This is a genomic window from Fulvimarina thalattae (assembly GCF_040239565.1).
Taxonomy (GTDB): domain Bacteria; phylum Pseudomonadota; class Alphaproteobacteria; order Rhizobiales; family Rhizobiaceae; genus Fulvimarina.
Window position 1 is genome coordinate 1 of the sequence record NZ_JBEHWS010000033.1, and the last position, 14,021, is coordinate 14,021.

The window sequence follows — 14,021 nt, forward strand, 5'->3', positions numbered from 1 at the left end:
CTGAAGGGCGAAAATCGCTTGTCGATGCTCATCGCAGGCGTCAAATTCACCGACGGCGTCGCCGTCATCCCCGAAGCCAATCAACGCGCCGCCTGATCGGCCCCATCACCCAGATCCAACCATAGCTCGGAGTTCATCCGCCTCAGTGCTTAAACCCAACCGCCAACTGTCCGGCGAAATGGAGTGCATTTCAATTACCGCGGGGACGTCGGTTTTCTGACCTATTGGAATTAAACAAGACGAGACTGTTTGTGCTATCTCTAACCGCTCCTTCCAACCTCAAGGCCCGCCTTATTGTCTTTGTCCATGTCTTTCACGCGGACGTCTGGAGCGAGATCGCGTCCGATCTCGCAGAGGCAGTAGATCACCCTTTCGCGCTGGTTCTAACGTCGCCCCATGATGAAATGGTGCTTGCGCCTCCCCAGACGAAGCACCTTATCGCCTGGACCCGGATCACGACGGAAAACCGCGGTCGCGATGTTCTACCGTTTTTGACGGCGTTTCGGGCAATCGGCCAGGACTTCGAGTTTGGGCTGAAGCTCCATACGAAACGATCTTTACACCGCAGCGACGGCCATCTCTGGCGGCGCCATCTTCTCGGCTCGCTTCTGCGGCGGAATGAACAGGGACTGATTGCCTTGAATGCCATGGAGGTGATTCCGCAGATCGGTCTCGTGGCTCCGAAACATCATCTGATGCCGCTGGCAAACCGACTCGTCCTCAACCGGACCCATCTGAAACGGATCATGGCCAAGACGAACAGCACTGTTCCTTTGAGAGAGCTCGGCAAAGGTACGTTTGCGGCAGGAACCATGTTCTGGTTCCGCCAAGATGCGATCGCGCCCTTCGCCAAAGCCGATCTCGAGCCTCTCTTCACAAAGGAAAATGGCGAACTTGATGGGACGCCTGCTCATGCAGCCGAACGCCTGTTCGCCCATGTCGCAGAACAGCGCGGTTATCTTGCGACCGCCGAAGAAGCGCTTGAAGCTCTTCGATCCAGAAGCGCAACAGGGAAAACCGCGCTTGCAGCGCTTCACGCCATCAATGCTGATCAACTGCGCCATAAGGACAATTCTTTCATTTTGGGTTTCCGACCCTTTTGGCAGCGTCACCCGAAGCTCTTCGACGCCTATGCCACAGTGCGTCATCTGACCGTAGGGCGCACGCTCGAGATTTTGCGGGCCCGTCGTCAGGGCAGCAGGCGCTAAAATCCCATCCTGCGACCTAGCGCTAATGCTTCATTTCGATCGCCTGTCAGCTCCGAACGAGTGACCGGTATAGATCCGCATAGGCCTCACCCATCGTCTTCACCGTGAAGAGATTGGAAAAGCGCTGTCTGGCGGCCCGACCCCATTGGGCGGCCTTCTGAGGCTCGGCAAGGATCTCGTTCATGGCTGCGGCAAGAGCATCCGGATCGTCCGGGGCGACGACGATCCCGGTTTCGCGATGCGCATTGACATAGCTCGTTCCGGTGCCGAGCTCGGTCGAGATCATTGGTCTACCCATCATGGCGGCTTCCAAGAGCGCCAGTCCAAACGCCTCTGAGCGCTGGTTCGAGGGAAAAACGAACCCACTGCTCAGCGCGTGTAGCGCCATCTTGTCCGCATCGTCTACAGGGCCGACAAAATGAAGATTGTGCGCGCGAAACGCCGTTGCCTGGCGCTTCAGTTCGCCTTCGATCGGTCCAGCACCGACAATGACGATATCGGCATGGGTCTGCCCAGCCGCCCGGATCAAGACATCAAGACCTTTGTAATAGCGAAGAACTCCTGCAAAGAGAAAGAACGGTTTCGCTTGGCGGCTACGCCAACTAGCAAGCCTTTCGGCCTGTGGTTTTGGATATGCCTTTTCGTCGAGACCAATGGCGATAATACTAGTCTTATCCCTGTATCGCCGGAGGACAGGGCTCGTCTCTAGATAAGGTGGGGAAGTTGCTACGATAGCGTCGACACGGTCCAGAAACCCGTTCATTAGCGGGGCGTAGGCGTGCTTTAGCGTCCTTTGTTTCACGATATCAGAATGATAGGTGACGAGGCTTGGCTTGCCGTGCCGCACGGCGAAATGCACCAGATCCATAAACGGCCAAGGAAAATGGTAGTGCACCAGATCTGCCTCCGCAGCCTCGCGCGAAAAGGTGGAAAATACTTCACGCGAGAACCCGGTCGAAGCGAGTTCGAGATCAAGCCGGGCCTTCACCGCCCGATGACCTTCGAAAACCGTAGTTGCCTCTTCCGGGGTCCGGCTGAGAGACAAAACGCTGGTGTCGATACCAAGATCACGGGTTGCGCTCGCGATAGCCGAAATTGTGCGTTCTACGCCGCCGAAAGTGTCGGGCCAGTAGGTCTTAAAGAAATGAAGAACCCTCATCAGCTGCTGCGATCTGGTATGAATTGGACCCGAGTTCTAAAGTTCTTCAATTGGGTTAGTCCTGTTGAATGATCGCTCGCATTCCTTCGAGGAACCGGGCGAGGGAAAACTGCTCAGCCTGTTTCTCGCAAGCCGAGCGCATCGCAAGTGCCCGTTCGGGTGTGAGGGTCGTAACGGCTGCGGCAATATCGTCTGGCTTGAAGCCGGCAGGCAGCAGAAAGCCGGTTTCATCGTGAAGGATGGTTTCTTTTAGGCCGCCTTCCGCAACTCCGATGACCGGTTTTCCGGCGGCCATTGACTCGACGGGAGAGATGCCAAAATCCTCGTCGACTGGTCCGTAGAGTGTGGCGATCGCGTTGCCGACCAAGCGCTGCAGCTCTGCTTCTTTGACCCAGCCGAAAAATTCAATATTGCGGGCGCCCGCAGCACGCCGGCGCACATTGGCGAGTTCTTCGCCGCCTGAGGCAACGATCAGGCGCTTCTCCGGCATGTTCAAGAACGCCTCGACGATGGAGCCAACCCGCTTCAATCCGCTGACCCGGGCGGTCGAAAGATAGTAATCCCCCTGTCTGAGATATTGAAAACGATGAGTGTCGCAGGGAGGATAGACAACTACACTGTCGCGGCCGAGATAGTGCGAGATTCGGCCCTGAATGTTGCGTGAATTGGCGACGATGACGTCCATCCGGTCTACAGCGTTTCTGTACCCCGCCTCGAAGCGCGACAGGGCCAGCCGCTTCGCGAAGGATCCGCCCTGATCCTTCAGGAAGAAGTCCTTCTGGTCGTAAAGAAAGCGCGGCGGAGTATGGCAGTAATAGATGTTCTTCCCGCCCCGACTTTTGAGCGGGACGGCGAAGGGGGCCGCGACACCGCTGAAGACCCGGGTCGCGTAAGGATTGGCTGTGGACCGGGAAAGGCGGAACCGGGCGGCCAGAGATGCAGCTCTTATGCCAGGGCGTCGCAGAAAAGCCGGTAATGCGAGATCGACGGCATGAGCCGGAAACATTGACGGCTCGTAGCTTTCTGGCTGGCGGTAGCCGTAGAAGAGATCGGCTTCGAACGCGTTGGCCAAGGTGAGGGCGAGACGTTCGCCACCGCCTTTGATCCCGAAATAATCATGGAAGATGGCAAGGGAAGAGGTCATAAAAGCGGTAACAGGGCTCTTGCTGATGGCGTGAACGGAAACGATGAGGGTTTCTATTGCGCCAAGGCAGGCCTGGCCAGTTTTTCTTTCTTCTGCCTGAAACGATTGGGCAATGAGAGTGTTCGTTTCAAGAACCGGAAAGGCAGGATAATCGGAGAGACAAGGTTCGCGTTTCAGCAGTATTTTCAAAACCTGTTTACCGACGTCTTTTAAGAACCGCCGATCCTTCGTCCATTGAGTATGGCGGCAGGCGAGGTGGCAGCCATGACGGGCCTCGCACCCGTACCCCATGACAGCGGCATAGTTCGAGGCAAGCGGGCAATTGCTGGTGGACGGCGGTCTCTACGCCGAGTTCTGTTTCAGGCCGCGTTGGCAGCAGCAACGCACAACCCAATCCTTAAACCGTTCGCCGAACGCCTTAAATGGAACGGCAAGCCTCATAAGGTGGTCATCGTCGCAGTCGCAAGGCGCCTTATCGTCCTCGCAAACGCGATCATCAAAACCGGAGCATCATGGCAACCTGTCCGCTGACAGAGACACAGTCGCTAGTCCGTTCCGTTTGGAATTTTGGGTAGATGATTTGGTACTGTTTAGCGGTTTCGGTTCCACACGATCCAGCTACTGTTAAAATTGTTAATGATGTTATTAGTGTTACGCGCAGCGGGCTGGCTTTCTAAAACCATGAAATAGCTGGAACAATTGCATTTTAAAGCCAATCTTGGTTCCCAGAGGGACGAATCTCGGTTCCCAGAGGGACGAACCCCGGTTCCCAGAGGGGCGAATCTTGTTTAGGAGTGGACAAGGCCCTGGTTCCTAGAAAGACGAATTTTGGTTCCCAAAGGGACGAAGGATGAGGAGTGATAGAGTGGGAACCCGTTTGCCGGACCGGCATCCGAATAAGGATTTTGTCATCCTCGACGTGACCGAGGCTTCGCCCAAGGACGATTTAGCGTCGATGGAGCACCCGGTCTTTTCCCTCTCGGTCAAACCGGACATGCGCCAGCTTGAATATGATCACAACGGGGCCAAGCTGCGGGTCGTACCGAGCGGCAAGGGGCTCGCGACGATCATGGACAAGGACATCCTGCTCTATTGCATCTCCAAACTCGTCCACGATCTCAATCATGGTAAGGAGATCTCCCCCACCGTCGAGATGACGGCTCATGAGGTGATGATCGCCACCAATTGGCGCACGACGAAGGCAAGTTATTCTCGTTTCGAGGAAGCGCTAATCCGGCTGAGGGGTACCACACTGGTCACCGATATCCGCACCGGCGACTATCTCCAAACCCGAGGGTTTGGTTTGATCAACGCATTCGAGATCGATCGCAAGGATGATAAAGGCGCGCTTTCGCCCTTCGGACGTATGACGAAGGTACGCATCACCGTGTCAGACTGGACGTTCCGGGCAGTGACCGGCATGGAGGTCCTTAGCATCAATGCGGACTATTTCCGCCTGCGCCGACCTCTTGAGCGCCGCCTCTACGAGATCGCGCGCAAGCATGTAGGCGAGCAGAGCCACCCCTTCGTAATCCGGGTCGAAAATCTCCAGCGCAAGGTCGGGTCGAACTCGCCTGCCAAGAAGTTCCGTTATTTCCTGAAGGAGATCGCTGAGGACGGGAACGTGCCGGACTACGATCTGCGTCTCGACGGGGGCAAGGTTATCCTCTCGCGTAAGATGCGCAACCGGGCCGTCGCGCCACGCGAGACTTTTCCGACCAAGGCGCTGAAGGTCGGAGAGGAGACTATGGAGAAGGCCAAGCAGGTTGCACCCGGTTACAACATCTACGCCCTTTACGACGACTGGCAGGCCTTTGCCGCAAGCAGGGAAAGCCCGCCGCGCGACCCTGACGCCGCTTTTCTCGGCTTCTGTAAGAAACGCAGCGACCGCCAGCCCGCCTTTTGAGCGGCTCCTCGAGCCTCCCGGCGCTGTTTAACCCTGCGCCTCCCTTGCGGAACATCCCATGCTTTATGTTTGCAACCAACTCTGTTATGAGCCCGCCGGACATCGCGAACGGGGCTTTGGCGCGGCGAGGAAAGGCCGGCGTTCATTGCGACCATGCGGGGATTGCGGCATCACGGCGCCGGCGTTCAGCGCCTCAAAACATGATGGAGATGCCGAGCGGCACGATATGTTCCCCGGCCTTTGAGATATGACAATGCCCAAACGCTTTCTCGTCACCGGCGGTGCCGGTTTTATCGGATCGGCCGTCGTTCGCCGGCTGATCGAGCGGACCGATCATGAGGTTCTTGTCGTCGATTCCCTGAGCTATGCGGGCAATCTGGAAAGCCTCGATCCGGTGGCCGAGAATGCGCGCTACCGGTTTGTGCGGGCCGACATCCGCGATCTGAAGGCGATGCAGACCGTCATGGCGGAATACGATCCCGACATCGTCATGCATCTGGCCGCTGAAAGCCATGTGGATCGGTCGATCGACGGTCCGATGGCCTTCATTGAGACCAATATTGTCGGCACCGGTGTACTCCTTCAGGCGGCTCTCGACCATTACCGAAACCTTGACGAAGGGCGGCGGTCGCAGTTCCGGTTCCACCATATCTCGACCGACGAAGTGTTCGGGACCCTTGGCGAAACGGGCTATTTCACCGAAACCACGGCCTATGATCCGCGCTCGCCCTATTCAGCCTCGAAGGCCTCTTCGGACCATCTGGTCCGGGCCTGGCATCACACCTACGGGCTCCCTGTGGTCGTCACCAATTGCTCGAATAATTACGGCCCCTATCATTTTCCCGAGAAGCTCATACCGCTCGTCATCCTGAACGCCTTCCATGGCGAACCCCTGCCGGTCTACGGCAAGGGAGAAAATGTGCGCGACTGGCTCTATGTTGACGACCATGCCGCGGCCCTGATCCTCGTTGCCGAGCGTGGCACCGTTGGCGAGACCTATGCGATCGGCGGCCACAACGAGCGGCGCAATATCGACGTGGTGCGCACGATCTGCAACATTCTCGACGAGATAGCGCCGGACGATAAGGGGCCGCGTGAGCGGCTAATCACCTATGTCGCGGACCGGCCGGGCCATGACGCCCGTTACGCGATCGACGCCGGCAAGATCGAGGCCGAGCTCGGCTGGCGGCCGGAAGAAACGTTCGAAACCGGTCTGCGCAAAACGGTCGAATGGTATCTTGCCAATCGCCAATGGTGGCAGAACATTCGCTCCGGACACTACCGGGGCGAGCGGCTCGGGCTTGGAGCCGAACAAGGCAAGGTGACGGCATGAGCGCAGCCCCCCTTCTCGAAGTAACCCCGACGGCGCTGGACGGCGTTCTCATTCTAAAGCCGCGCCGGTTCGGCGATGCGCGCGGCTGGTTCACCGAAAGCTACAATGCCGCACGCATGCGGGATGCCGGGATCCACCTCGATTTCATCCAGGATAACCAGTCCTTCTCGGCCGACGAAGGCACCGTGCGCGGCCTGCATTACCAGACACCGCCCGCCGCCCAGGATAAACTCGTCCGGGTTCTTGCCGGCACGATCCTCGACGTGGCCGTCGATCTGCGCCGCAGCTCGCCCACTTACGGACAGCATGTCGGCGTGGAACTCAGCGCCGAGAACGGCCTGCAGCTTCTGGTTCCCAAAGGGTTCGCCCACGGCTTTGTCACAAGGACGGCAAACACTATGGTGTTCTACAAGGTGACCGCCCCTTACGCGCCGGATTGCGACAAGGGCATCGCTTTCGACGATCCAGATCTCGCCATCGATTGGGGCGTTTCCCGCGAGACGGCGATCATGTCCGACAAGGACGGAAAGCAGCCCTCCTTTGCCGGGCTGGAGAGCCCGTTCTGATGCGTATTCTCGTCACCGGGCGCGACGGCCAGGTCGCAACGGCGCTTTGCGAACGCGCCGACAAGGCCGGGGTCGGGATCCTCACCCTTGCCCGTCCCGAGCTCGATCTCGCCGCACCGTGCGCGGCTGTCGTCAAAGCCGTGCTGGATGCCGGCAATGATGTCGACGCCATCGTGAACGCGGCCGCCTACACCGCGGTCGATAAGGCAGAGAGCGAGCCCGAGATCGCCGAAGCCGTGAACGGGCAGGGCGCGGGCGCCGTGGCCGAGGCCGCCGGCGAACTGGGAGTTCCTGTCATTCATCTCTCCACCGACTATGTGTTCGACGGAGAGAAGAAGGGGCCTTGGGTCGAGACTGACGCAACGAACCCGATCGGCGCCTATGGCCGCTCCAAACGCGCCGGCGAAGAGGCGGTGCGCGCAGCGACAAGGCGCCATGTTATCTTGCGGACGGCCTGGGTCTATTCGCCGTTCGGCCAGAACTTCGTGAAGACCATGCTGAGGCTTGCGAGCGCAGGCCGCGACAGCCTCAATGTCGTTGCCGACCAGACCGGGTCGCCGACCTCGGCCCTCGATATCGCCGATGCCATCTTCGCGGTTGCGCGCACACTCAAGGCCAGTCCCGAGGACGAGCTGCTCCGCGGCACTTTCCATCTCGCCGGCACCGGTGAGACCAGTTGGGCCGAGTTCGCCAGTGCCATCTTTGCCGGAGCGCGGCGGCGCGGGGCCGCCAGCGCCGAGGTCCTTCCGATCCCGACGAGCCAGTATCCGACGCCGGCAGCGCGGCCGAAGAACTCAGTCTTGTCGACAGCACGACTTTTTGACCGCTATCAGATCCAGTTGCCGCCTTGGGAAGCCTCCCTCGAGACGGTTCTCGACCGGTTGATCGGGGCCGCTGGTGCGCCAGAGACACGCACGAAATAGGACCAGGACCATGAAGGGCATCATCCTCGCCGGAGGCAGCGGTACGCGCTTGCATCCGATGACATTGACCGCGTCGAAACAGCTTCTGCCGGTCTATGATAAACCGATGATCTATTATCCGCTCTCGACCCTGATGCTGGCCGGCATCACCGAAATTCTGATCATCTCCACGCCCCACGACCTGCCACGCTTTGAAGCACTACTCGGCGACGGGTCGAGTTGGGGTATTACGCTTCGCTATGCGGAACAGCCGAGCCCGGACGGACTGGCCCAAGCGTTCATCATCGGCGAGGCGTTTGTAGCGGGCGAGCCGTCCGCGCTAATTCTTGGTGACAATCTCTTCTATGGCCATGGCCTGACCGACTTGATGGAACAGGCTGCCGCCCGCACGACGGCGAAACCGGGTGCAAGTGTGTTTGCTTATCACGTCTCCGATCCCGAACGGTATGGCGTCGTGGCGTTTGATCAGGACAGGAAAGCGGTGTCGATCGAAGAAAAGCCGGAACATCCCAAATCGAACTGGGCCGTAACCGGACTTTACTTCTATGACGGGCGGGCCCCCGAATTTGCGCGCTCGCTGAAGCCGTCCCCCCGGGGCGAATTGGAGATCACCGATCTCAACCGCATCTATCTCGAAGAAGGCACGCTCGACGTCGCTTTGATGGGGCGCGGCTATGCCTGGCTCGATACGGGCACGCCGGATTCGCTTCTAGAGGCGGCTGAGTTCGTCCGCACGCTTGAACACCGACAGGGTTTCAAGATCGCCTGTCCTGAAGAAATCGCCTATGCGAACGGGCTGATAGAAAAAGACCAGCTCATGACACTCGGACAAACGCTCGGAAAAAGCCAGTACGGGCGCTATCTGCAACGTCTGGCCGCCGAGGAAGATAGCGTGGCTAGGGATCGATAGTCGTGTTTTTGCCGCGCTCTGCCGGCTGAGCGCAGAGACGCCGAACCGGCAGCGTTGCTCCCGCCGGCGACAACTGAGGAAAGATCTGGAATGACAATGGCCGAAACGAACGGAGGATCGGCACGAGCGGACAAGTCGCGCACGACCATCGGTCGTCTGGAGATCGCTTGGGAAGATTTCCGCCAAGGTCTTGCGATGCGCGAACTCTGGATCTTTCTGGGCTGGCGGGACGTACGCAAGCATTATCGGCGTTCAGTCATCGGTCCGTTCTGGCTTACCCTGTCGATGGGCATCATGGTCGGAAGCCTTGGCTTTCTCTATTCCCAGATCTTCGGCATGGACATTTCAACCTATCTACCGTTCCTCGCCGTCGGGTTCATTCTGTGGGGCTTTATCAGCGGCACAATCACTGCCGCCTGCAACGTGTTTTCGGGCGCTACGGCATCGATCCGACAGATCCGACTGCCCTTAAGCGTCTACATTTTTCAATTCGTCTGGTCGCAGTTAATTAATCTTGCGCATAACTTCTTGATTTATTTGATTGTCCTCGTGCTCTTCGAGATCGCAATTAACTGGTCGATCCTTCTCTTCATTCCCGCCATAGGGATCTACATCCTAAACGGCATCTTCTTCGTCATGGTGCTCGGGCCTCTGTGCGCCCGCTTTCGAGACATACCGATGATCGTCATCAGTTTTGTGCAGGTCATCTTTTTCATGACCCCCATCCTTTGGAGTTCCGAGCAGATCCCCCAGCGGGTTGCGTTCGTTGCTCTCAACCCCTTTTATCATTTCATCGAGATCGCCCGTGATCCGCTTTTAGGCGGCACGGGTACGCTGGTGAACTGGCTCGCCTGCATTGTGATGACGGTCCTTTTTGGGGCAGTCGCGACAGGCTTCTTCGCACGCTATCGAAGCCGTATTCCCTATTGGGCCTGAACATATGACATCCATAGAACTGACCCATGTCACGGTCGACATCCCGATCTTCGATGCCGGCAGCCGCTCGTTGAAGAACAATGTCATGGCTGCAGCGACCGGCGGTCAGATCAAACCACGGGACGGCAGCGGCCGGGTCTCCATCCGCGCCATCGACGATCTCTCGCTCAATCTCCAGCATGGAACGAAGATCGGACTTATCGGCCATAACGGAGCCGGCAAGTCGACAATTCTGAGAACAATCGCAGGAATTTACGAACCCAATGAGGGGCATGTCGAGGTCAATGGTAGCGTCGCGGCCATGTTCGACATCGGCTTCGGGATGGACCCAGATTCCACTGGCTGGGAAAACATCATCCTGCGCGGCATGTTACTCGGCTATTCCCGCAAGGAGATCGAGTCGCGGGCTGGCGACATCGGGGAGTGGAGCGGCCTCGGCGAGTTCCTCGACATGCCGCTTCGCACCTATTCGAGCGGCATGTCCACCCGCCTCGCCTTTGCTGTGTCGACCTCAATCACGCCCGACATTCTCTTGATCGACGAAGGCATCGGCGCCGGCGATGCAGCGTTCATCGACAAGGCAAAGACGCGCCTTGAAGCGTTCATCGGCAATGCAGGACTTCTGGTCATGGCGTCCCACTCTGACGAGCTTCTGCGCCAGTGGTGCACGGAAGGATTATGGATGGAGCACGGCAAGGTTCGCTTTCACGGTCCGATCGAGGAGACGCTCGAGCGCTACGCCTCCTCCCGGACTGTGTGATACTTATTTCTCTATCCAGCGCGTCCATGTGGTGACGTTCAGCTCATTTCTGTTTCGCGAGAAGTTTCAAAATGACCAATGTGCAGATCTCTACCGCAGCGCTTCATATCCCCCGCCACATCGTTCTCTCAGCATGGCTGGAGCATGCGCCGTTCCTGTCTTGGGTGATCGAGCGTGTGAAGCCGTCGCGTTTCGTCGAGCTTGGAACCCATACGGGATATTCCTACTTCGCTGCCTGCGAGACCGTGAAGCTTCTAGGTCTTGGAACGAACTGCCATGCGATCGATACGTTCGCCGGCGATGAGCATGCAGGTTTCTACGATGACGAAATCTATCATGACGTCACGCGTCGGAATGCCGACTATGCGGGTTTCTCATCCATTCATCGCATGACGTTCGCCGATGCCCTCGATAAGTTTGAAGACAATTCGGTTGATCTTTTGCATATTGACGGTCGGCATTTTTATGAAGATGTCAAGGAAGACTACGAGACCTGGACACGCAAGCTGACGAATAATGCGATCGTCCTGTTCCACGACACCAATGTCCGGGAACGCGATTTTGGGGTCTGGAAACTGTTCTCCGAATTGAAAGCTGATTATCCGTTCTTCGAGTTCTTCCACAATCACGGTCTCGGGGTTATCGCTTTTGGCACGGTTCCGCCGGCCTTAAGCGATCTGTTTGCTCTCACGGGCGAGGATGCCGCCGGTTTCAGAAGGACAATGGAGTCGCTCGGCCAGCGATTGAGTCTTCAGTTCTCCTACTCTGAGCTTGACCGGGAACGTCACCGCTTGAGCGGTGAACTCCACGCCGTTCAGCATGCGCTGGACGTTACCCAGAATGCACTCGATGCGTCTCGAACCGCATTCGACGCCTCTCGTATCGAGAACGACCAAATCCGCGCCGAGAACGTTGTCGTCCATAAGAAGCTCGACAGCCTGCGTGCCGAATACGAGGAGCAGACCGTTCAGGCGCGGGCTGTTCAGGAAGATCTGACGAACCAACGCAACAGCTTGCGTGAACGTGTGAGCGCTATTGAGACAAGTACCCTATGGCGCAGTACCGGACCCATCCGCCGGATCGCGGAAGGTATGCCGAGGCCAGTGCGTAGGCTCGGTCGTGGAGCGTTGCGCACAGCGTACTGGGTATTGACCCCCCACATGACGGCTGCTCGTATTCGGCATTTTCGCGGTTTGCTCGCCTCCCGCGGCGTAGCGGGTTCCCTTTCGGCCGTCGTCGATGGTGATGCGCTGGCCTCGGGTTCCAATCCGCATGATCGGCGGGACTATGCGCGATGGATCGAAGCGTGTGATCAGCTCGGTGACGAGCACCGCCGGATGATACGGGCTCGCCTAGCCGAGCTGCCGAACAAGCCTCTGATCTCTATCGTCATGCCGGTCTACAACACGCCGGAGCACCAGCTTCGGGAGGCGATCGCTTCTGTCAGGGCGCAGCTCTACGAGAATTGGGAGCTTTGCATCGCCGATGATGCGTCTCCCAAGAAGCATGTCGCAAAGGTTCTCGCCGAACTATCGAAACAGGATCCTCGGATAAAGATCGTAACGCGAAAAACCAACGGTCATATCGCACTTGCATCAAATTCGGCTCTCGACATAGCAAAGGGCGAATTGGTCGCCCTCATGGATCATGACGATCGCATCGCAGAACATGCTTTGTTTGAGATCGTGGCGGCTCTGAATGAACACCCAGACGCGGCCATCTTTTACTCGGACGAAGACAAGATCGACGAGCACGGTGTGCGCTATGATCCGTACTTCAAGCCGGACTTCAGCTATGATCAATTGCTAGGCCAGAATGTCATCAATCACCTTAGCGTTTATCGCCGTGCTCTTTTAGAAGAGGTCGGCGGATTCCGCGACGGATTTACCGGAAGCCAGGATCACGATCTTGCTCTTCGTTCGGTCGCCGTATGCGGAAGCGAGAAGGTCGTCCACATTCCAAAAGTGCTATACCACTGGCGCCAAGCGAGCGATGCGGCTTCATTCTCCCAGTCTGAGCTTCAGCGTTGCATTGATTCATCCCGCAAGGCGTTGCGGGACCATCTCGATAGTGTGAAGGATGGGGACGCCGATACGGCGCAGGTCCTGGAAAATCCACTCGTGCCGATCTGGAACCGCGTGAAGTTTCCAGTGCCAGCAAACGAGCCGCTTGTTTCAGTCATCATTCCGACCCGCGATCGTGCAGAGCTCGTGCACCAGTGCGTAGAAGGTCTTCTGTTCCGGACCGACTACAAACGGATGGAGATCATTGTCGTTGACAACGACAGCGACCAGCCGGAAACGTTCAAAATTTTTGACGAACTGAAGAAGGATGAAAGGATCCGCGTGCTTCCGGTTGCTGGCGAGTTCAACTATTCCCATCTTAACAATGTCGCGGCCCAAGAAGCCCAAGGCGAGATCCTCCTTCTTCTCAACAACGATATCGACGTGATCTCGCCCGATTGGCTTGGGGAACTCGTATCCCATGCGGTTCGCGCGGATGTCGGCTGTGTGGGTGCGAAGCTTCTTTATGCCGATGGACGCGTTCAGCATGCAGGGGTCCGATTGGGAGCAGGGCATTTCGACGGTGGCCGGGGTGTTGCAGGCCATCTTGGTCTCTTCACCGATCGGTCCGACATTGGCTATTTTGGGAGCTATGCCATCACACGGGATGTCGGCTGCGTCACGGCGGCCTGTCTTGCGGTGCGGCGCGATGTCTACTTCGAAGTTGAGGGGCTGGACGAGGAGAACCTGAAGGTCGCCTTCAACGATGTCGACTTCTGTCTGCGCGTGCGCGAAGCAGGATATCGGATCCTCTGGACCCCGTTTGCCGAACTCTATCATCTGGAATCGGCGTCTCGCGGGTCGGATCTGACCCCTGAAAAGCACAAGCGATTCATGGGCGAGGCACGCTATATGAGAGAGCGATGGGGCGACGTCCTTGACGCCGACCCGTTCTACAATCCGAACTTCAACAATTACGAAGCTGACTTCCGACTTCGCTTCCCGGAAAATCGATTATGATCGCTTACAATCACTCAAGTGTCTGACCTGTGACCTGCCACTGAGTTTTTCCTCCACGTTGGATTAGAGTCCGTTCCCCATTGAGGACGGACGACATGAAGCGAAAGCGTTTTTCTGAAGAACAGATCATCGGCGTTTTGAAGGAGCAGGAGG

General features: G+C 57.7%; 12 protein-coding genes. 10 read left to right on the forward strand and 2 right to left on the reverse strand.

The window, feature by feature from the left end; genetic code table 11:
• Positions 1-224 precede the first annotated feature (224 nt).
• Positions 225-1,208, forward strand: a complete 984-nt coding sequence (locus ABRA89_RS19600; RefSeq protein WP_349943191.1) for a rhamnan synthesis F family protein — start codon at positions 225-227, stop codon at positions 1,206-1,208.
• A 46-nt stretch (positions 1,209-1,254) separates the two neighbouring features.
• On the opposite strand, the gene ABRA89_RS19605 is transcribed toward ABRA89_RS19600, so the two are convergent.
• Together ABRA89_RS19605 and ABRA89_RS19610 are read right to left on the reverse strand one after the other, a co-directional pair.
• Positions 1,255-2,367, reverse strand: a complete 1,113-nt coding sequence (locus tag ABRA89_RS19605) for a glycosyltransferase (RefSeq protein WP_349943192.1) — start codon at positions 2,365-2,367, stop codon at positions 1,255-1,257.
• 55 nt (positions 2,368-2,422) lie between these two features.
• Entirely contained in the window at positions 2,423-3,700 is a 1,278-nt protein-coding gene (locus ABRA89_RS19610) for a glycosyltransferase (RefSeq protein WP_349943193.1), read from the reverse strand.
• Positions 3,701-3,751: 51 nt separating this feature from the next.
• Here ABRA89_RS19610 and ABRA89_RS19615 point away from each other — a divergent pair, with 51 nt between their 5' ends.
• From ABRA89_RS19615 to ABRA89_RS19655, 9 genes are all read left to right on the forward strand, one after another.
• Positions 3,752-4,042: a transposase gene (locus ABRA89_RS19615; RefSeq protein ID WP_349943195.1), complete on the forward strand. Its 291-nt coding sequence runs from the start codon at positions 3,752-3,754 to the stop codon at positions 4,040-4,042.
• A 334-nt stretch (positions 4,043-4,376) separates the two neighbouring features.
• The gene (locus ABRA89_RS19620) at positions 4,377-5,417 is read left to right on the forward strand and encodes a replication initiator protein A (RefSeq protein WP_349943196.1); all 1,041 of its coding nucleotides are present in this window, start codon (positions 4,377-4,379) and stop codon (positions 5,415-5,417) included.
• Positions 5,418-5,670: 253 nt separating this feature from the next.
• Positions 5,671-6,750: a dTDP-glucose 4,6-dehydratase gene (gene rfbB / locus ABRA89_RS19625; RefSeq protein WP_349943197.1), complete on the forward strand. Its 1,080-nt coding sequence runs from the start codon at positions 5,671-5,673 to the stop codon at positions 6,748-6,750.
• Positions 6,747-7,316 carry a dTDP-4-dehydrorhamnose 3,5-epimerase gene (gene rfbC / locus ABRA89_RS19630; RefSeq protein WP_349943198.1) on the forward strand — a complete coding sequence of 190 codons (570 nt, stop codon included), beginning with the start codon at positions 6,747-6,749 and terminating at the stop codon, positions 7,314-7,316. Before rfbB ends, rfbC begins: the two co-directional genes overlap by 4 nt.
• On the forward strand, positions 7,316-8,239 hold the full coding sequence (gene rfbD, locus ABRA89_RS19635; protein ID WP_349943199.1) for a dTDP-4-dehydrorhamnose reductase: 924 nt from the start codon (positions 7,316-7,318) through the stop codon (positions 8,237-8,239). The genes rfbC and rfbD overlap by 1 nt, the downstream gene beginning before the upstream one ends.
• 10 nt (positions 8,240-8,249) lie before the next feature.
• Positions 8,250-9,149 (forward strand): glucose-1-phosphate thymidylyltransferase RfbA, encoded by a 900-nt coding sequence (rfbA, locus tag ABRA89_RS19640; RefSeq protein ID WP_349943200.1) that lies wholly within the window; start codon positions 8,250-8,252, stop codon positions 9,147-9,149.
• A 96-nt stretch (positions 9,150-9,245) separates the two neighbouring features.
• Positions 9,246-10,085 (forward strand): ABC transporter permease, encoded by an 840-nt coding sequence (locus ABRA89_RS19645; protein ID WP_349943201.1) that lies wholly within the window; start codon positions 9,246-9,248, stop codon positions 10,083-10,085.
• Between the two features lie 4 nt (positions 10,086-10,089).
• Positions 10,090-10,845, forward strand: coding sequence for an ABC transporter ATP-binding protein (locus ABRA89_RS19650; RefSeq protein ID WP_349943202.1), 756 nt, complete (start codon positions 10,090-10,092; stop codon positions 10,843-10,845).
• 71 nt (positions 10,846-10,916) lie between these two features.
• Positions 10,917-13,868 carry a glycosyltransferase gene (locus ABRA89_RS19655; RefSeq protein ID WP_349943204.1) on the forward strand — a complete coding sequence of 984 codons (2,952 nt, stop codon included), beginning with the start codon at positions 10,917-10,919 and terminating at the stop codon, positions 13,866-13,868.
• Positions 13,869-14,021 lie beyond the last annotated feature (153 nt).

Bases quoted from the DNA above. Each gene is read 5' to 3' on its own strand.
- ABRA89_RS19605 (WP_349943192.1), bottom strand. From the start codon at position 2,367: ATGAGGGTTCTTCATTTCTTTAAGACCTACTGGCCCGACACTTTCGGC.
- ABRA89_RS19615 (WP_349943195.1), top strand. From the start codon at position 3,752: ATGGCGGCAGGCGAGGTGGCAGCCATGACGGGCCTCGCACCCGTACCC.
- rfbB (WP_349943197.1), top strand. From the start codon at position 5,671: ATGCCCAAACGCTTTCTCGTCACCGGCGGTGCCGGTTTTATCGGATCG.
- rfbC (WP_349943198.1), top strand. From the start codon at position 6,747: ATGAGCGCAGCCCCCCTTCTCGAAGTAACCCCGACGGCGCTGGACGGC.
- rfbD (WP_349943199.1), top strand. From the start codon at position 7,316: ATGCGTATTCTCGTCACCGGGCGCGACGGCCAGGTCGCAACGGCGCTT.
- rfbA (WP_349943200.1), top strand. From the start codon at position 8,250: ATGAAGGGCATCATCCTCGCCGGAGGCAGCGGTACGCGCTTGCATCCG.
- ABRA89_RS19645 (WP_349943201.1), top strand. From the start codon at position 9,246: ATGGCCGAAACGAACGGAGGATCGGCACGAGCGGACAAGTCGCGCACG.
- ABRA89_RS19650 (WP_349943202.1), top strand. From the start codon at position 10,090: ATGACATCCATAGAACTGACCCATGTCACGGTCGACATCCCGATCTTC.
- ABRA89_RS19655 (WP_349943204.1), top strand. From the start codon at position 10,917: ATGACCAATGTGCAGATCTCTACCGCAGCGCTTCATATCCCCCGCCAC.